This is a genomic window from Pseudonocardia wallangbongensis (assembly GCF_054486945.1).
Genome location: NZ_JBRERS010000014.1, coordinates 117,338 through 134,670, shown reverse-complemented (window position 1 = coordinate 134,670; position 17,333 = coordinate 117,338). Strand labels below are relative to the sequence as shown.

Here is a 17,333-nt window from a genome sequence, read left to right as displayed (position 1 = left end):
GCAGCGCCCCACCGGCTCGCGCCGGAGCAGGGCGCTGCGGTGGCGTGGTGCGGGCGCTCCTTGTGGACGATCACTCGCATTCCGCGCGGCCACCGGCGCAGGTCCAGTGGCCCGTCACTCGATTGAGATCGAGGCTGATGCTGCGCTTGTTGCGCTTGAGTGACACGTAGCAGGACGAGACCCAGCCGGCTCAGCGCCCACCCCCGCGTAGACGGCCTTCGCGATGAGTAGGCGCTGAGCGGCGGTCGTCCAGCCGCCCAGGTGTCGGATCGAAGCCGTCAACTCGCCCGGACGCGGGTCGGGGTGAACGTCACGACGCAACGGTTCTCGGCAGCCTGGGCGCTGAACGTCTCGAGCGTGTGTCCGTACGGGGCGAGCAGCTCGGCGAAGAACGACCGGTCGGTGTCGTCGGCGAATTCGACCACCGCACGGATCTCCAGCGTGTGGAAGGGATCGGTGGTCGAGATGGCGCAGATGGTGGCCTGGTCCGGCCGGGCGCGGAGGTTGCGGTACTTCTGGCGCGCCCTGGCGAGGGAGGTGCGTAGTACGCCGTCGTCACCGTAGTGGACCCAGATGGCCGTGGACTGGATGGTGCCGTCGGCGTTGCTCGTGCTCAGAACGACCGTTCCAGCGGTGAGCAGGTCGAGGTGCGAGTCGGGAATCGTCGGTGCATCGGTCACGGGTGCGGTTGCTTTCGGTCGTAGGCAATGGCTGCATGGGCGGGTGGCGCGCCCGCCCATCTGATTCGGGTCAGGACTCGCCGTTGAGCATGGCGGCGGTGAGGATGTTGCCGGAGACGCCCCAGCCGCCGTCGACGACTTCGTCGATGAGCACGACGGTGGTGGGCCGGGCACGCTCACCGTAGATTTCCGCGTACAGGTCGGTGGTGCGCTCCACGATCTTCTTCTTGTCCTCGGCGCTGATGGTGCCTGCGGGAACCTTGAAGTTGGCGAAGGGCATGACTGTTCTCCTCTGGTTGATTTCTTCTGCGGATGCGGAGATCGGATCTATCGTGTCGGTGAATCGGACGACTTCGCGTCCGGCTCCGTCACACCATGCCGCCGTTGGCGCGGAGTATCTGGCCGTTGACCCAGTGCCCTTCCGGGCTGGTGAGGAAAGCGACCACATCGGCGATGTCCTCCGGGGTGCCCAGCCTCTCCAACGGCGGCGTTTTGGCGAGCTGGTCGATCTGCTCGGGAGTCTTGCCGTCGAGGAACAACTCGGTGGCGGTGGGCCCGGGCGCGACCGTGTTCACGGTGATGTCCCGCCCGCGCAACTCACGGGCGAGGATCAGCGTGATCGACTCGATGGCGCCCTTGCTCGCGACGTACGCGCCGTAAGTGGGGAACTGCGTGCCGACCACCGAGGTCGAGAACCCCACGAACGACCCGCCCGCACGCACCCGGCGGGCGGCCTGCTGGGCGACGACGAAGGCGCCACGGATGTTGGTGCGGTGCAGGGCGTCGAGTACGGCGAGGTCGAGGTCGGCGATGGGCGACAGGGCGAGTCGGCCGGCGGAGTGCACGACGACGTCCACGCCGCCGAACTCCTGCTCGGCCGTGTCGAACAGTGCGGCAACCGCGTTCTCGTCCGCCACGTCCGCCTGCGCGGAGATCGCCTGTCCGCCGTCCGCGGCGATCGTTGCGACCGTCTCTTCGGCAGCAGCCGCGTCGTGAGCGTAGTTCACCACGACGGGCTGCCCGTCGCGGGCGAGCTTCCGGGAGATCGCGCGGCCGATTCCGCGTGATCCTCCGGTGACGACGGCGACCCGCACCGCCGGTGCGAGCGTGTCGTGGTTCGTTGTCATGGTCGCCACGATGCGCGCCATCGGCCGGCGGAACCAGGGGATGTCGTCCCCCGTGTCCGGGACCAGCCCGGGCGCAGAATGGTGGGCGTGGGTTCTGCGAAGTACACCGAACTGGGGGTGTTCCTGCGTTCGCGGCGCGATCGCATCCGCCCGGCCGACGTCGGTCTCCCGTCCGGGCCGCGGCGCCGGGTGCCGGGGCTGCGCCGGGACGAGGTGGCCCAGCTCGCCGGCGCATCGGTGGAGTACTACATCGAGCTCGAACGCGGAGCCGGGTCCCAACCGTCCGAGCAGATGCTCGCCGCGCTGGCGAGGGCGCTGCGCCTGACCGCTGACGAGCGTGACTACCTCTACCACCTCGCTGATCGCCCGGTGCCCGTGCACGGCGGAGCCACCGCGCACGTGCACCCCGGCATGCTCGATCTGCTCGATCGTCTGACGTCGACACCTGCGCAGGTGATCACCGACCTGCACGTCACCCTCGTGCAGAATCCGCTCGCCGTGGCGCTGCTCGGAGACCACTCCGGGTTCCGGGGCGTGCGCGCCAGCTTCGTGCACCGGTGGTTCACCGAACCTGACGCCCGGCGTCTGTATCCCGAAGCCGACCACGAAGCCCAGTCCCGCGCCTTCGTCGCGGATCTGCGGGCAGCCGCCGCCCGGCGAGCCGGAAACGACCTCGAAGCCCGCTCGATGATCAGATCGCTGCTGGAGGTCTCCGCCGAGTTCGCTGCGCAGTCTTCGGGTGCGACCAGCGACAGCGCACCCACCGCGTCGCCGCGGTGGCTCAGGATGGGGGCGGCGACCGTCGACATCGTGGGAGGCCCGGTACGGAGCGGGTTGGGGACCGTCACGGCGCAGACGCCTTCCCTGCGGACCGTGGCCGGGAGCCGGCGGAGGGTGCTCTCGTCGGCCGCGCCGGCCAGCGCGGTCCCGCACCTGGCCGGGGGCGTGGGCGAGCAGGGCTATGCCGATCCCGGTCCGGGTGAGGGGCAGCCGGCCGCCGACCCGGTAGTCGACCGCGTCGCCTTCTACCGGGACGTGCTGGGTCGGCCCACCACACCAACGCGGACTTCGTGCGCTGCGCCGCGGAGTCCACGTCCCGACGCTGTACTTCGAGTTCAGCGGCGATCAGGCGGCGCGACCGGAGGCCGGCGCAATGGAAGCTCCCCACGACGTCGCCCAGGCGATCCTCGAGTTCAGCGCGAGCGTGGACGCGGACTGACGGCAGCAGAGCACGTGACGGAATCCTATTCCTCCTAGGAATGTTCGCCATGATAAATGTGCATTTGGTTCCGGCGCGGCGCCGCTGCTAGCGTTTCTGCAACGGTTCCCCGGCTGATTGCTCGACGAAGGCGGCCGGCGTTTTGTGAGGTCGTTGAAATCCGTCCCGTCGGAGGTGTTGTCATGCGCGTGCAGGTCACCGGCGCGTCGGGATGGATCGGCTCCGCGGTCGTTCCCGAGCTCGTCGGGGCGCGGCACGTGGCCACCGGGCTCGCCCGGTCGGACGCCTCGGACGCCGCCGTCGAGGCGCGAGGTGCCGGCGCAGGTCGACGAGCACTTCGGCTTCCTCGCGACGTTCCTCGGTATCGACGGCCCGGCCTCCAGCGCCCTCACCCGTGAGCTGACGGGCTGGGCCCCGCGCGAGCCGGGCCTGCTCGCGGACCTGGACCAGGGGCACTACTTCGCGCCCGGCGCAGGCGGCAAGTGGGGGTGACCCCGGCCAGCACACGATCATGGACAGGAGACACCGATGTCATCCGTGCCGTTCTCCCGGGGGTTGCACGAAGTGGCCCCGAGCTGCTGGGCGTGGTTCGAACCACCCGGCAGCTGGGGGCTGAGCAACTCGGGGATCGTGCGAGTTGGTGACGAGATGCTGGTCATCGACACCCAGAACGATGTCGGGCGGGCCCGTGCCGTGCGCGCGGCGGCCACCGAGCTCGGTGGGTCCGACTCGGTCACGACGGTGGTCAACACCCACGAGGACGGTGACCACTGGTTCGGGAACATGTTCTTCGAGGACGCCCGGATCGTCGCGACCACGGCCGCCGCGGACGGCATGCGGACGTTGCGGGTCGATCCCCGCCGCCTCGCCGAGGTCGGGGAGGAGGGCACCGCGCTGCGCCGCTGGTCGCGGTGGCGTGCATCGATCTACGACTACGAGGGCTGGCGACCGGTCCACCCGACCGAGACGTTCGACGGTGCCCACACCCTGAAGGTCGGCGACGGCGCGGTGGAACTGCGCGAGGTGGGGCCCGCGCACACCGGCGGCGATGCGATCGTGCACGTTCCCGAAGCTGGCGTCGTCTACGCGGGCGACATCCTCTTCCACCGTTCCACACCCATCGTGTGGGCGGGTCCGGTCTCGCACTACATCGCCGCCTGCGAGGTCATCCTCTCGCTCGACCCGGCGGTCGTCGTGCCCGGCCACGGCCCGGTCGCCGGCACCGCGGGTGTCCGCGATGCGCGCGACTACCTCTCCCGCCTGCTCGACCACGCGACCCGGTGCGTGGAGGCCGGTACGCCCCTGGAGCAGGCCTACCGCAGCTTCGACCCCGGCGAGTACCGCCTGTGGCCGCACGCGTCGCGGGCGTTCCAGTCGATCCGCGCGGTGTACGCCGAGCTGCGGCCCGGCCTCGCCGCTGTCTCGTGGCAGGACGCGATGGAGATCGTGCTCGCCGACGACGCCAGCTGATCGGGAAGGATGACCATGGCACAGTTCGACGTCGTACTGGACAAGCGGTCATTCCTCGAGGGGGCGCGGTGGAGAGCGGGCCGCGTGTGGGTGTCCGACTGCTACGCCCACGAGGTGCTCAGCGTCCGCGAGGACGGGACCGACGCGCGGGTCGAGGCCACCGTCGAGGGGCAGCCGTCGGGCCTGGGTTTCCTGCCCGACGGCCGGCTGCTGGTCGCGTCGATGCTCGACAACCGCATCGTGCGCCGGGAGCCCGACGGCACCCTGGTCACCCACGCCGACCTGCGTGGCCTGGCGGTGGGCGAGATCAACGACATGGCGGTCGACCCGCAGGGGACGTGCTGGGTCGGTTGCTTCGGCTTCGACCTGACGCTGGGCCGGGTCTGTCCGGATCGTGGAATCGAGGTCTGATGAGTGCTGACGAGAACGTGCGACCGGACCCGTCCGCCGAGCGCAGGCTCGAGGCCCTCCGCGAGCGGCATGCCGCCCGGCGGGTGGAGGCGGACCAGCAGATCCTCCTCCGAGGGGGGTCGGTGCTGTCGATGGACGGTGCCGTGGGCGACTTCGCCGTCGGCGACGTGCTGATCGTCGGGGACCGCATCGCCGAGGTCGGGGCCTCGATCTCCGCGCCGGGGGCGGTCGTCGTCGACGCGCGCGACCACATCGTCATGCCGGGCTTCTGCGACCCGCACATCCACTGCTGGGAGGGGTCGCTCGGCCGGATCATCCCGGAGAACATCCCGCAGACCACCGAGGACGCCGTCGGCGGTGCCCCGGTGTCGGGCCGCAGCTACATGTACGCCGCCCATCGGGCGTTCGCGCCGGCATGCCGGCCCGAGGACATCTACGCGGGCACCCTGAACACCCTGCTGGCCGCGCTCAACGGCGGGATCACCACGGTCGTCGACAACATGCACAACGCCCGCTCGCCCGAGCACTCCGACGCCGGCGTCGAGGCGCTCCTCGCCTCCGGGGTGCGGGGTGTGCACGCCATGGGCGCTCCTCGTGCGGGCACCTGGGCCGGCACGTTCCCGGCCGACGCCGGGCGGCTGCGGGACCGGTACTTCGGCGGCGACGACGACCTGTGCACGATGCGCCTCTACGCGGCGGGTCTCGACGACCTCACCGACCTCCTGCCCGTGCGCAAGGAGCTCGACCTGTGGTTCTCCTTCGACAGCGGGATCGAGAAGCAGGACCTGGCCCGGTTGTACGCGGACGGATCCTTCGACGGCCGGGAAGCGATCAACCACGCCAACTTCCTCTCCCGTGAGCAGCGGCAGCTCGTGATCGACAACGGGGCGCAGGTCAACGTGTGCCCCCGCATCGAGAGCCAGTTCCGGTACGGCCGGATCCCGTACGGCGAGTGGGTCGAGCAGGGGCTGCGGCCGGGTCTGAGCAACGACAACCCGATGACCTACGCGATCGACATGTTCGCCGAGATGCGTGCGCTCCACCTGGTGCAGCGCCTCGACCGGCACCGCTGCGGGAGCGCCTCGGCGACCCTGCGGGAGATCGTGCAGTCCGCCACCCAGCAGGGCGCGAACAACTGCGGCGTGGGGGACGTCGCCGGCTCCCTGACTCCGGGCAAGAAGGCCGACGTCATCCTCGTCGACACCTCGGCGCCGCACCTCTTCCCGCGCAACAACGTCCTGGCCTCGGTCGTGCAGGGCGCGGGGGTGGAGTCCGTCAGCACCGTGCTGGTGAACGGCCGCATCGTCAAGTGGGACGGTCGCCTCGTCGGCGTCGACCTGGACGAGGTCCGGCGCCGGGTGCAGGAGTCCCACGACCACCTGATCAACGCAGTGGACTGGCCGCACGCCGCCGTCGACTTCGACGACTAGTACCCGCCTCACACAAAGGATGGCTTGCAATGACGCAATCATCATCGGTCGAGGCCGAACGGAGGGCCAGGCGGAACATCCGCCTGGGCTCCTTGGGTGCCGCGCTCGAGTACTACGACTTCGTCGTCTACCTCTACGTGGCGACCCTGATCGGCCAGGCCTTCTTCCCCCCGGACATGTCGCCGACCATGAGGTTGGTCCAGACCTTCGCCATCTACTCGACCGGCCTGCTGATCAGGCCGGTCGCCGGGATCCTCATCGCCCGGGTGGCCGACCGGGTCGGGCGGAAGCGGTTGTTCATCCTGACCGTGGTCGTCATGTCGGTGGCCACGCTGGGCATCGGGCTGCTGCCGACCTACGACCAGGTCGGCGTGCTCGCGCCGGTGCTGCTGTTGCTGATGCGGGTCGCCCAGGGCTGTGCGGTGGGCGGGGAGATCCCCGCGGCCGCGGTCTTCGTCACCGAGCACGCCCGGCCGGACGGCGTCGCCCGGGCCGGCGCGTTCCAGCAGATGACGGCCTACAGCGGGTTCCTGCTCGGAGCGGCCGCGGCGTTCGTGGCCGGCCTCGTGGCGACGCACCTGACCCCGGATCTGCCCTCGCTCGCGTGGCGACTCCCGTTCGTCGTCGGCGGACTGCTCGGGGCCGTGGCGATCTACCTGCGGCGCAGGATCGACGAGACGCCCGCGTTCGTCCGCGAGACCCTCGAGGAGGGCAGGCGCCCGGTCGCTCCCGTCCGTGAGGTCCTCGACAAGCATCGCCGTCCGGTCGCGTTCGCGGTCCTCCTCGTCGTCGCCCTGACGCTCGTCAACGTCACCTACTTCAACTTCTGGCCGACCTACCTGCAGACCGTCCTCGGCTACTCCTCGACGACGTCGCTGGTCGCCAGCCTGATCTCGATCGCGGGCGCGATGGCGTCGATGCCGGCATGGGGCTACGTCGCCGACCGCTACGGCTGGAGCCGGATGCTGCTCTGGGCCGGTCTGTCGACCGCGGCGACCACGGTGTTGCTGCTGCTCGTCCTCCCCACCCTGCCCCCGGGATCCGGCCTCGCCGTGTGGATCCAGCTGCCCGCGGCGCTGTCGGCCGGTGGGATCGCGGCCTCCGCCCCCGGCATGGTCTCGGTCATCTTCCCGACCGAGGTGCGGCAAACCGGCTTCTCGCTGCCCTACAACATCGTCGTCGCCGTGCTCGGCGGCGTTCTCAACCTGATCCTGGTGTGGCTCGTCGCGACCGTCGGTCTCGGCGCGCCGATGTACGTCGTGCTGGTCGCGTGCTGCCTGACGATCGTCGCCGCCTTCGTCGTCCTGCGGGTCCGCACCTACCTCGGCCGAGGCGCACGACCGGCCGGGGGGTTCTCGACGGCCGGCGATCCCGCGGCGACCGGCCGGCCCGGATTCGAAGGAGCGATGCCATGAAGTGGGTCACCTACGAGGCGGGGGACGGCGTCCACACCGGAGTGCTCGACGGCGAGTCCGTCCGCGGGCTCGCTGCGGGCACGACCCTTGAAGGCCTGCTGGCCGGCGGCAGCCTCGCCGAGGCGGGGGAGGACGCGCGGCGCGCGCCCGCGGAGGTCCGCGGGCTGGCCGACGTCCGGCTGCTCGCCCCGCTGCGCCGTCCGCCGTCGGTGCGGGACGGGCTGTGCTTCCTCGACCACCTCCGCGGGTGCTACCGGGCGATCGGCCGCGACGACCGGCTGGCCGAGGTGTGGTCGCAGAGCCCGGCCTTCTACTTCGCCAACGCCGACGCGATCGTCGGGCCCTACGACGACGTCCCGATCTCGCCGGGTTCCACGATGTTCGACCTCGAGCTCGAGCTCGGCGCAGTGATCGGGCGGGGTGGCCGCGACCTGCACCCGCGCCGGGCCGAGGAGCACATCGCGGGCTTCACGCTCTACAACGACTGGACCGCCCGCGACCACCAGGTCGTGGACATGGCCCAGGGCATCGGGATGGCCAAGAGCAAGGACAGCGCCATCACGCTGGGGCCCGCACTGGTCACCGTCGACGAGCTCGAACCGTACCGCCGCGACGGGCGACTGGTGCTCGAGCTGTCCGCGACGGTCAACGGCGATGAGCTGACCCGCGGAACCCCCGCCCAGATGGACTGGACGTTCGGCGAGCTCCTCGCCTACATCTCGCGCGGGACGGACCTCCCGCCCGGTGCGGTGATCGGGTCCGGCACGGTTCCCGGTGGCTGCCTCCTCGAGCACGTCGACACCCCCGAACTCCGGGACTTCACGCGCTGGCTGCAGCCGGGGGACGTGGTGAGCCTCAGCGGGGCGGGGTTGGGGGAGACCCGACAGACTGTGACGCAGGGGGTCGAGGTCATCCCGCTGCGAGCCGAGGAGGAGTCCGGTGCCGGACATCGATGACACGGTCGAGCGCTGGCTGAGCGACTACGCCGCGCCCGACGCGAACGTCGCCATCCTGCTGTGCGACCGCCACGACCCGGACACGGTCGCCTTCCGGTTCGTGGACGAGGACCTGGCGGGGTCGACGATGACCTACGGCGAGCTCGCCGACGGGTCGCGGCGCCTGGCCACCGGCCTCGCGGAGCGTGGCGTGGAGCGCGGGGACCGGGTGGCGGTCCTGATGTCCAAGCGTCCCGAACTCGTCGTCACGCTGCTGGCGCTGTGGCGGCTGGGTGCGGTGCACGTGCCGCTGTTCACGGCCTTCGCCCACGGCGCGATCCGGCTGCGGGTCGAGAGCGCACGGGTCCGGCTGGTCCTGACCGAGCCGGAGCAGCGGGCGAAGCTCGACGCCCTCGAGGACGTCGACGTGCTCGAGACCGGCGCGGAGTTCGACCGGCTCGTCGGCGACAGCGCGCCGTGGACGACCTCGGAGGCCGTCGGCGGCGACGGTGCCTTCCTGCAGCTCTACACCAGCGGCACCACCGGGAAACCGAAGGGCGTCGTCGTCCCGGTGCGGGCACTGGCCGCCTTCCACAGCTACCTGCACCACGGGCTCGACGTGCGCGCCGACGACGTCTACTGGAACGCGGCCGACCCCGGCTGGGCCTACGGGCTCTACTACGGCATCGTCGCGCCGATGGTCGGCGGGCGGGCCAACCTGCTGTTCCGCGGGGCGTTCACCCCGGAGTCGACGACCGCGGTGATGCAGCGGTTCGGTGTCACCAACTTCGCCGGTGCTCCCACCATGTACCGCGCCATGAGCAAGGGGGCGGCGGCCGGGTCGATCTCGCTGCGCCGCGCCTCGTCCGCCGGTGAGCCGCTCACCCCGGACGTGGTGGAGTGGGGCGAGACGACGTTCGGGGTCCCGATCGGGGACCACTACGGCCAGACCGAGCTGGGCATGGTCATCGGCAACCACTGGCACGACGACGTCGTGCGCCCGATCCGGACGGGCTCGATGGGACACCCGCTGCCGGGCTTCAGCGCCGGGGTGGTGGACGGCCAGATCGCCGTCGACGCGTCGGCGAGCCGGCTGTTCTGGTTCGGCGGTTACCAGGACGCGCCGGAGAAGTCGGCCGAGCGCTTCACCGACGCCGGGAGGTGGTACCTGACCGGGGACGCCGGCCGCGTCGACGAGGACGGGTACTTCTTCTTCACCGCCCGCGACGACGACGTCATCCTGGCCTCGGGGTACCGCATCGGTCCGTTCGACGTCGAGAGCGTGCTGGTCACCCACCCCGCCGTCACCGACGTGGCCGTGGTCGGCAGGCCGGACCCCGAGGGCATCCGCGGGGAGGTCGTGGAGGCGTTCGTCGTCACGAGCGCCCCACCGGAAGGGCACGAGGTGCTGGCCCGCGAGCTCCAGGTCCTCGTCCGGGACACGTACTCGCGCCACGCCTACCCCCGCGCCGTCCACTTCGTCGAGACGCTGCCGAAAACGCCGAGCGGCAAGATCCAGAGGTTCCTGTTGCGGCGAGGCTGAGCGGCAGCATTCCCCATGGGAATACTGCTTGTTACGGTGCCGGAAGTGCAGCCGTGACAGCGCGCCCATCCCGGATCGCCGGCGCGGCCGACCGGTCGGGACGGGGGCCTGGTGGACATCCGGCAGATCCGGTACTTCACGACGATCGTGCGCGAGGGGAGCTTCAGCCGCGCCGCCCGCAAGCTGTACGTCGGCCAGCCCGCCCTGACCAAGCAGGTCCAGGCGCTCGAGCGTGAGCTGGGCGTCGAGCTGCTGGTCCGACTGCCCGATGGTGTGCGCCCGACGTTGGCGGGTGCCCGCCTGGACGGGATGGCACAGACCCTTCTCGGCTACGTGGACGACATCGAGTCGGCGGTCCGGGAAGCGGCTGCGTCGCTGGTGGGCACCGTGCGGCTCGGCCTGTCACCGTCGCTCGTCCCCGGGCTGGCCGGCTACTTGGAGGAGAGATTCGCCGACGAGCACCAGCAGGCCCGCATCGAGATCGTCGAGGCCCTGCCGATGTTCCTCGGGGAGTGGGTCGAGGCGGGGCGCTTGGACCTCGCCGTCTTCACCCACCAGCCCGGTCACGCCAGGCCGCACCTGTCGGTCACCGCGGTCGGTTCGGACGAGATGCTGCTCGTCGGGAAGCAGGACGTGCTCGCCGCCCTCGGCGACCACGCCACTCCCGGCGCGCTCCGGTCCCTCCGGCTCGTCCTGACTCCGGGCTTCCACGATCTCCTGCGCGCGAGCGTCGAGCTCGGGGAGGTCTCCGAGGACATCGGTTCCCGCACCGACTCCATCCACATGGTCAAGGATCTCGTCGCGCGCGGCGAGTACTGCTCCGTCCTGCCGTACACGTTCGTTCGGGACGACCTGGACGCGGGCGTTCTCAGCGCGGTGGCGTTCGCTCCCGTGCTGGAGCGGCAGCTCGTGGCGGTGACCCGCGCGGGACGTCGGCCCTCGCCCGCCGCGCACGCGGTCATCGAGATGGCCGGGGTACGACTCGGCGAGCTCGCCGCACTCCGTGGCCGGGTCGGATCGGAGAGCTCACCAGATCGGCCGCCCCGCACCGCGTAGCGGACAGGGCGCCGGGGTCAGAGGTACTGCGCCGCGCGCCGGGCGGCGTCGCGGTGGGCCGGTGTGCGGATCGCTCCCCCTCCGCCGAGCCGGTCGATCTCCTCCGTCCCGAGTCCGAGTTCGCGGAGCACGTCGACGGTGTCCTGCCCGAGCCGGGGTACCGGCCGCCGCACGGCGCCGGGGGTCCGCGAGAGGTGGACCGGGTAGCCGACGAGCTGGGCCCGGAACTGGTCGGCGACCCCGACCTCGACCAGGAGCCCGTTGTGGCGCACCTGCGGGTGCCGGAGAGCCTCCTGGACCGTCAGCTGCGGCGCGCACAGCAGGTCGACCGACTCGAACCGCGCGAGGGCCTCGTCGGTGCTGAGCCGCGGCGGCACAACAGGATCGATCATCGGGTGCAGCACCGGACTGAAGGAGCGGGCATGCGGGAACGCGGTGGGTGGGCGCCGGGCGCCTTCGACGGGGTCGCGCTGCGGCTGCAGGAGCGCGCGGAAGTGCTCGCCGAGGACATCATCGAGGAGATCCACAGCCACGTGCCCGGCTACGAGTCGGTGGCCCGGGCGTCGCTGCGCCACTCGCTGCTGCAACACGTCGAGACCGCGGCGACCGCCCTGACCGCCGGTCGGGTCCCGGAGCGGATCAGCGACGTGAGCGTGGCCGCGGAGCGCGCGAGGTCCGGTATCCGGATCGAGCACGTGCTGCTCGCGATCCGGGTGTCGTTCCAGTACCTGCGGGAGTTCGCGATCGAGACGGCCACGCAGCTGGGGATCCCGACCGCGGTCCAGCTCGAGGGGATCCGGGTTCTCTGGGAGGTCAACGACCTGGTCAGTCGTGAGTACGCGGTCGCCCACCGCGAGGAGGACCTCGAGATGGCCAGGACGGCCGAGTCCCGCCGGGTGGAGATCCTGCGCCGTCTCCTCACCCAGGAGGCGCTCTCACCCGAGACCACGGTGCTCGCGGGGTTCGCTGGGTCTGGTTGCGGGCGCGCGCTACCGGGCGTTCCGGGCCCGCCCGGCGGAGGACGGGTCGGCCTCCTCGCTCCTGCAGGAGATCGTGCGGTGGGCGGCCACCCACCACCTGGACGCGGTCGGGGCCGTCGTCGAGGGGGACGCGGCGGGCGTGCTCGCCGCCGCCGAGGTGATCCCGGTGGCGGGCCCCACCGTCGCCGTCGGACCCGCCGTCGAGCTCCGCCACCTGCACGAGTCCTACCGGGTCGCCAGCCGGGTCATGGAGGTCGCGGCGCAGTTCGGGCGCCACGGGCCGCAGACCTTGCAGCAGCTCTCGCTACGCGTCGCGGTGGCCGCCGAGCACGACATCGGCGACGTACTGGTCGATCGCATCCTCGCCCCGCTTCTGGACCAGGGGGAGTTCGGCGCCGAGCTCGTCGCGTCCCTGGACGCCTTCCTCGCGGCGGGCATGAACACCGCGGTCGCGGCCCGTGCGCTCGTCGTGCACCCGAACACCCTTCGGTACCGGATCAACCAGGTGAAGATGCTGAGCGGGATCACGATGCGGTCGGCGCAGGAGACGAGCGAGGTGTGGTGGGCCCTGCGCCGGCATGAATGGGTGCGCCGCACCGGGTACCGGCCGTGAGCCGCGGTATCAGCGCGTGGCGAGCGCGGTGGGTACCACCACCTGTCCGGTCGCCCGGCCGTGCTCGTCCAGCATCCAGCCCATGCGTTTGGGGGTGCGCAGGTTGACCGCGTTCTCGCGTAGCCGCATCCAGGGCAGCCGTTCGCCGAAGAGGCGCTCGATCCGCAGCATGTCGTGCAGGGAACGGGTCCACACGGTCATCGCGATGTTCGCGTCGCCGGTCATGGACAGGCACATCCGCAGCTCGGGGAGGGTGGCCAGCGCGGCGATCGTGCGCTCCTGATCGGCCGGCTCGACGTGGGCGGTCCAGGTGCTGCTCACCGACCAACCGGACACCTCGGTGGCGAGCTCGCAGCGGAACGACAGCAGGTCGGAGGCGACGAGCCGGGCGAGCTGGCGGCGCACGGTCGCGGTGTTGCGGCCCGTCGCCCTGGCGAGGTCGGCCGCGGTGCGCCGGCCGTCGACGGCCAGCCCTTCGATGAGCGGCCACGCCTGCGCGGGTGGGGTTGTCCGCTTCGCCGGGGTCGAGCGGGCCTGTTCCGCCTCCAAGGCGTCGGCCTGCGCCGGGTCGAGCGCGTCGAGGCGCCAGTGGGTGCCGTGCCGGTGGATCGCGGTGGCTACGTAGGTGCGCTGGCGTTCCACGCCGGGCAGGGCTTCGAGGTCGTCGAGCACGAACGCGGTCAACGCGGCCAGGTCCGGGGTGATGACCGTGAGCAGCAGGTCCCGGCCGCGGGTGGACTCCTCGACGGTGACCGCCCGCGGGTCGCGGCACACCGCCTCGACGACGGAACTGCGCGCGCCGGGCAGGCAGTCGAGTTCGACCAGCGCGAGCGTGACGTGGCGGTAGCTGCCGCCCGGGTGTGCGGTGACCCAGGCGAGCCCGCGCTCGCGCAGCCGGTCCCAGCGGGCGGCGAGGGTGGCGGGGTTCGAGCCGAGGACGCGGGCCGCCGCGGCCCACGAGACCCGCGGCGCGATCTGGAGCGCGTGCAGCAACGCGAGGTCGTGCTCGTCGATCTCGTCTTCGCCCATGGCGTGCGCGGATCTGCTCACAAGAGCCATCTTGCTGCACGAATCGGTGGATTCCGGGCCGTGTCGCGCAGTCGATGCGCAGACTGCGCCGGACGTCGAGACCGGAGGTTGGCGTGTCGGTGCTGGAGGAGGCCCGCGAGATGGCGGGCGAGCTCACGCGGTGGCGGCGCGACCTGCACGCCAACCCGGAAGTCGGGCTACAGCTGCCACGGACGCAGGACGCGGTGCTCGCCGCGCTCGACGGCCTGCCGCTGGAGATCAGCACGGGCACGGCGGCCACCTCGGTCACCGCCGTGGTGCGCGGGGGCGGGGACGGCCCGCCCGTGCTGCTGCGCGCGGACATGGACGCGATCCCGGTGCAGGAGCTGACAGGGCTGCGCTACGCGTCCTCGATTCCCGGCGTGATGCACGCCTGCGGCCACGACCTGCACACCGCGATGCTGCTGGGCGCCGCGCACCTGCTGGCCGCGCGGCGGGTGGAGCTGCCCGGTGACGTCGTGCTGATGTTCCAGCCTGGGGAGGAGGGCTGGGAGGGCGCCCGCACGATGATCGAGGAGGGTGTGCTCGACGCGGCCGGTCTGCGGGTGGCCGCCGCGTACGGCATGCACGCGTTCTCCACCCTTCCGCAGCGGTTCCACACCCGCCGTGGCGCGATGCTCGCCTCGTCCTCGGCGCTGGAGGTGACGGTGTACGGGGCGGGCGGTCACGCCTCCACACCGCACCTGGCGCGGAACCCGGTCGTGGTCGCGGCCGAGATGGTGCTGGCGCTGCAGACGCTGCGCATCGACGTCTTCGACCCCGTCGTGCTGACGACGACGGTGCTGCACGGCGGGACGCGGCGCAACATCATCCCGGCGGCGGCGAGTTTCGAGGCCACCGTGCGGACCTTCTCCGACGCGGCCGCGGTCCGCGTCGGCGACGAGGCGCGGCGGCTGCTCGACGGCATCGCGGCCGCGCACGGCGTCGAGGTCGACGCGCGGTTCGTCCGCGAGCGCCCCGCCACCGTGAACGACGCGGACGAGGTCGCGTTCGTCGACGAGACGGTGCGCGAGGCGCTTGGCGAGGAGTGGCTGCGCCCGCTGGAGCACCCGTTCACCGGCGCCGAGGACTTCTCCCGTGTGCTCGCCGAGGTGCCCGGCGCGTTCGTCGCGCTCGGCGCCCTCCCGGACGGGGCAGACCCTGCGAAGACGGCGTTCAACCACAGCGGCCACGCCGTGTTCGACGAGGCCGTGCTCGCGCTCGGGGCCGCCCTGCACGCCGAGCTCGCCCTGCGCCGGGCCGGTCGGCCCGGCCCCGCCCGGAACCCGGAGGACCAGCGATGACCCCAGTTCCCGATGCGCGCAGGCGCGCCCGCCGCGCGCTGCTCGCCATCGGCTTCGGCCATGCCCTCGAGTGGTACGACTGGGGCATCTACGCGATCTTCGTGCCGTTCTTCGCGGCGCAGTTCTTCGCCCCGGACGACCAGGTCTCGGCGGTGCTGTCGAGCCTCGCCGTTTTCGCGGTGGGGTTCGTGGCCCGGCCGGTCGGCGGCCTGGTCGTCGGGCGGCTTGCCGACCGGGTCGGCCGCCGCCCGATGATGGCGCTCACCGTCGGCGGCATGGCCGCGGCTAGCCTGATGATCGGGATCTCGCCGACGTACGCGACGATCGGGGTCGGGGCGTCGGTCGTGCTGGTGCTGGCCCGGGTCGTGCAGGGGCTGGCCACGGGCGGCGAGTTGCCCTCGGCCCAGACGTACCTGGCCGAGGCCGCGCCGCCGGAACGGCGGGGCCTCTGGTCGAGCGTCATCTACATCGCCAGCGTCGGCGGGAACACGCTCGGCGTGCTGCTCGGGCTGGTCCTCTCACTCACCCTGTCGCCCGCGCAGATGGCCGAATTCGGGTGGCGGATCCCGTTCGTCGTCGGCGGCATGCTCGGCCTGGTCGCCCTGTGGATCCGCCGCTCGCTCGAGGAGACCGAGGCGTTCAGCCGCGAGGCCGCTGCCGGTGCACGCCCACGGATCTGGCCGGAGATCGTGCGCCACCGCCGAGAGGCGGCGCAGGTTGTCGGGCTGTCGGTCGGGTTCACGGTCGTCTACTACTCCTGGGTGATCGCCGCGCCCGCCTACGCGATCAGCGAGCTGGGGATCGACTCCAGTGCGGCGCTGCTGGCCGGGGTGCTGGCCAGCCTGGTGCTCATCGTCGTCCAGCCGGCGTGGGGAGCGCTGTCGGACCGGATCGGGCGGCGCCCCGTCCTCCTGATCAGCTCCGTCGGCACCGCGGCGCTGCTGTTCCCGCTGCAGGCGATGGTGCGCGACGCGGTGCAGCTCGGGATCGCGATGGCGATCGCCATGGTGTTCATCGGCGCCGGGGTCGCGATCCTGCCGGCCGCCTACGCCGAGATGTTCCCGACCCGCATTCGCGCTGTCGGCCTCGCCGTGCCGTACTCGATCGCGGTCGCCGCGTTCGGCGGCACCGCTCCCTACCTGCAGACCTGGGTCGGCACCACGCTGGGCCGCCCGGCCTTCACCGCGTACGTGGTGGCGCTCCTCGTGGTCACCGCAGTCACCGTGCTGACGCTGCGCGAGGGGCGTGGTCGCGACCTCGCGGCCGGCGGCCTCCACCCCGGACGGGAAGGTGGTGCGCGTGAACCCGCTCGACCTGCTGCGTGACGGCCTCGAGGTCGTCGACCTCGCCCAGCCCTTGGAGGTGGGCATGCCCGCTTCGCCCACCCACCCGGCCTTCGAGTTCGCGCTCCGGCAGCGCCACGGTGACGTGGTGCGCGCCGACGGCCTGACCGGCTCGCACGAGGTGATGGTCCTCGGCGGTCACGTCGGCACCCACATGGACGCGCTGAGCCACGTCGCGGTGGACGGGCTGCTGCACGGCGGCGTGCCGGTGGCCGACGCCGTCGACGCGGGCCGCTACCGCACGCACGGCATCGACCGGGTGCTGCCGCTGGTGCGGCGCGGCGTGCTCGTGGACGTCCCCCGGTCCCGCGGCGTGGCCCGGCTCGCGCCGGGTGAGCCGGTGCGCGTGGCGGACCTGCGCGCAGCGCCCGAACCCCGCCCCGGGGACGTCGTACTGGTCCGGACCGGGTGGGCGCAGCTCTGGGACGACCCGCCGGCATACCTCGGAGGCACCGACGGGGTACCCGGCGTGGACCCGGACGCGGCCCGCTGGCTCGCCGAGCGGGGCGTCGCCGCCGTCGGGGCCGACACGATCGTGCTCGAACACATCCCCGCCGGGGGAGGGCTCGCCGCGCTCCCGGTGCACCGGATCCTGCTCGCCGAGGCGGGCATCAACCTGATCGAGGTGATGGCCTTGGAGGTCTTGTCCGAGACCCTGGCCGTGCGCGGCACGGGTGAGTTCCTGTTCGTCGGCGCGCCGCTGAACGTGCGCGGCGCCACGGGTGCGCCGATCCGCCCGCTGGCGGTGATCGGGTCGTGA

The 17,333-nt window shown here is 71.9% G+C and carries 19 protein-coding genes and 1 pseudogene; 14 read left to right on the top strand and 6 right to left on the bottom strand.

The window, feature by feature from the left end; genetic code table 11:
- Nucleotides 1-278 precede the first annotated feature (278 nt).
- The 3 genes from ACU436_RS35720 to ACU436_RS35710 form a co-directional block, all read right to left on the bottom strand.
- A complete protein-coding gene (locus tag ACU436_RS35720; RefSeq protein WP_459031499.1) occupies nucleotides 279-680 on the bottom strand; it encodes a TIGR03618 family F420-dependent PPOX class oxidoreductase in 402 nt (133 codons plus the stop codon).
- Between the two features lie 70 nt (nucleotides 681-750).
- Nucleotides 751-960: a tautomerase family protein gene (locus ACU436_RS35715; protein ID WP_459031498.1), complete on the bottom strand. Its 210-nt coding sequence runs from the start codon at nucleotides 958-960 to the stop codon at nucleotides 751-753.
- Nucleotides 961-1,048: 88 nt separating this feature from the next.
- Nucleotides 1,049-1,807, bottom strand: a complete 759-nt coding sequence (locus tag ACU436_RS35710; protein WP_459031497.1) for an SDR family oxidoreductase — start codon at nucleotides 1,805-1,807, stop codon at nucleotides 1,049-1,051.
- Nucleotides 1,808-1,894: 87 nt separating this feature from the next.
- Between ACU436_RS35710 and ACU436_RS35705 the strand changes: the two genes are divergently transcribed.
- The 10 genes and pseudogenes from ACU436_RS35705 (at nucleotide 1,895) to ACU436_RS35660 (ending at nucleotide 11,286) form a co-directional block, all read left to right on the top strand.
- Entirely contained in the window at nucleotides 1,895-3,064 is a 1,170-nt protein-coding gene (locus tag ACU436_RS35705; protein ID WP_459031496.1) for an MmyB family transcriptional regulator, read from the top strand.
- 144 nt (nucleotides 3,065-3,208) lie between these two features.
- Nucleotides 3,209-3,355: pseudogene (locus ACU436_RS35700) on the top strand (3-beta hydroxysteroid dehydrogenase); the annotation flags it as partial.
- Nucleotides 3,339-3,518, top strand: a complete 180-nt coding sequence (locus ACU436_RS35695) for a hypothetical protein (protein WP_459031555.1) — start codon at nucleotides 3,339-3,341, stop codon at nucleotides 3,516-3,518. The pseudogene ACU436_RS35700 and the gene ACU436_RS35695, both read left to right, overlap by 17 nt.
- Nucleotides 3,519-3,554: 36 nt before the next feature.
- On the top strand, nucleotides 3,555-4,496 hold the full coding sequence (locus ACU436_RS35690) for an MBL fold metallo-hydrolase (protein WP_459031495.1): 942 nt from the start codon (nucleotides 3,555-3,557) through the stop codon (nucleotides 4,494-4,496).
- A gap of 15 nt (nucleotides 4,497-4,511) precedes the next feature.
- Nucleotides 4,512-4,907, top strand: coding sequence for an SMP-30/gluconolactonase/LRE family protein (locus tag ACU436_RS35685; protein ID WP_459031494.1), 396 nt, complete (start codon nucleotides 4,512-4,514; stop codon nucleotides 4,905-4,907).
- Nucleotides 4,907-6,337 carry an amidohydrolase family protein gene (locus tag ACU436_RS35680; RefSeq protein WP_459031493.1) on the top strand — a complete coding sequence of 477 codons (1,431 nt, stop codon included), beginning with the start codon at nucleotides 4,907-4,909 and terminating at the stop codon, nucleotides 6,335-6,337. Before ACU436_RS35685 ends, ACU436_RS35680 begins: the two co-directional genes overlap by 1 nt.
- A 29-nt stretch (nucleotides 6,338-6,366) precedes the next feature.
- Nucleotides 6,367-7,752: an MFS transporter gene (locus tag ACU436_RS35675; RefSeq protein ID WP_459031492.1), complete on the top strand. Its 1,386-nt coding sequence runs from the start codon at nucleotides 6,367-6,369 to the stop codon at nucleotides 7,750-7,752.
- Complete coding sequence (locus ACU436_RS35670) at nucleotides 7,749-8,708, top strand: fumarylacetoacetate hydrolase family protein (protein ID WP_459031491.1); 960 nt, start codon at nucleotides 7,749-7,751, stop codon at nucleotides 8,706-8,708. The genes ACU436_RS35675 and ACU436_RS35670 overlap by 4 nt, the downstream gene beginning before the upstream one ends.
- The gene (locus ACU436_RS35665) at nucleotides 8,692-10,230 is read left to right on the top strand and encodes an AMP-binding protein (protein ID WP_459031490.1); all 1,539 of its coding nucleotides are present in this window, start codon (nucleotides 8,692-8,694) and stop codon (nucleotides 10,228-10,230) included. The genes ACU436_RS35670 and ACU436_RS35665 overlap by 17 nt, the downstream gene beginning before the upstream one ends.
- 111 nt (nucleotides 10,231-10,341) lie before the next feature.
- Nucleotides 10,342-11,286, top strand: coding sequence for a LysR family transcriptional regulator (locus ACU436_RS35660; RefSeq protein ID WP_459031489.1), 945 nt, complete (start codon nucleotides 10,342-10,344; stop codon nucleotides 11,284-11,286).
- 17 nt (nucleotides 11,287-11,303) lie between these two features.
- Here ACU436_RS35660 and ACU436_RS35655 read toward each other — a convergent pair whose 3' ends face one another.
- Complete coding sequence (locus ACU436_RS35655) at nucleotides 11,304-11,819, bottom strand: CoA transferase (protein WP_459031488.1); 516 nt, start codon at nucleotides 11,817-11,819, stop codon at nucleotides 11,304-11,306.
- 8 nt (nucleotides 11,820-11,827) lie between these two features.
- Nucleotides 11,828-12,043 (bottom strand): hypothetical protein, encoded by a 216-nt coding sequence (locus tag ACU436_RS35650; protein ID WP_459031487.1) that lies wholly within the window; start codon nucleotides 12,041-12,043, stop codon nucleotides 11,828-11,830.
- Between the two features lie 296 nt (nucleotides 12,044-12,339).
- On the opposite strand from ACU436_RS35650, the gene ACU436_RS35645 reads away from it, so the two are divergent.
- Nucleotides 12,340-12,879 carry a PucR family transcriptional regulator gene (locus tag ACU436_RS35645; protein ID WP_459031486.1) on the top strand — a complete coding sequence of 180 codons (540 nt, stop codon included), beginning with the start codon at nucleotides 12,340-12,342 and terminating at the stop codon, nucleotides 12,877-12,879.
- A gap of 9 nt (nucleotides 12,880-12,888) precedes the next feature.
- Here ACU436_RS35645 and ACU436_RS35640 read toward each other — a convergent pair whose 3' ends face one another.
- Nucleotides 12,889-13,929, bottom strand: a complete 1,041-nt coding sequence (locus ACU436_RS35640; RefSeq protein ID WP_459031485.1) for an Lrp/AsnC family transcriptional regulator — start codon at nucleotides 13,927-13,929, stop codon at nucleotides 12,889-12,891.
- Nucleotides 13,930-14,021: 92 nt separating this feature from the next.
- On the opposite strand from ACU436_RS35640, the gene ACU436_RS35635 reads away from it, so the two are divergent.
- Genes ACU436_RS35635 through ACU436_RS35625 form a run of 3 tightly spaced genes read left to right on the top strand, consistent with a single transcriptional unit; the run spans nucleotide 14,022 to nucleotide 17,333 of the window.
- On the top strand, nucleotides 14,022-15,230 hold the full coding sequence (locus tag ACU436_RS35635; protein WP_459031484.1) for a M20 metallopeptidase family protein: 1,209 nt from the start codon (nucleotides 14,022-14,024) through the stop codon (nucleotides 15,228-15,230).
- On the top strand, nucleotides 15,227-16,555 hold the full coding sequence (locus ACU436_RS35630; RefSeq protein ID WP_459031483.1) for an MFS transporter: 1,329 nt from the start codon (nucleotides 15,227-15,229) through the stop codon (nucleotides 16,553-16,555). Before ACU436_RS35635 ends, ACU436_RS35630 begins: the two co-directional genes overlap by 4 nt.
- Nucleotides 16,530-17,333 carry a cyclase family protein gene (locus ACU436_RS35625; protein ID WP_459031482.1) on the top strand — a complete coding sequence of 268 codons (804 nt, stop codon included), beginning with the start codon at nucleotides 16,530-16,532 and terminating at the stop codon, nucleotides 17,331-17,333. The genes ACU436_RS35630 and ACU436_RS35625 overlap by 26 nt, the downstream gene beginning before the upstream one ends.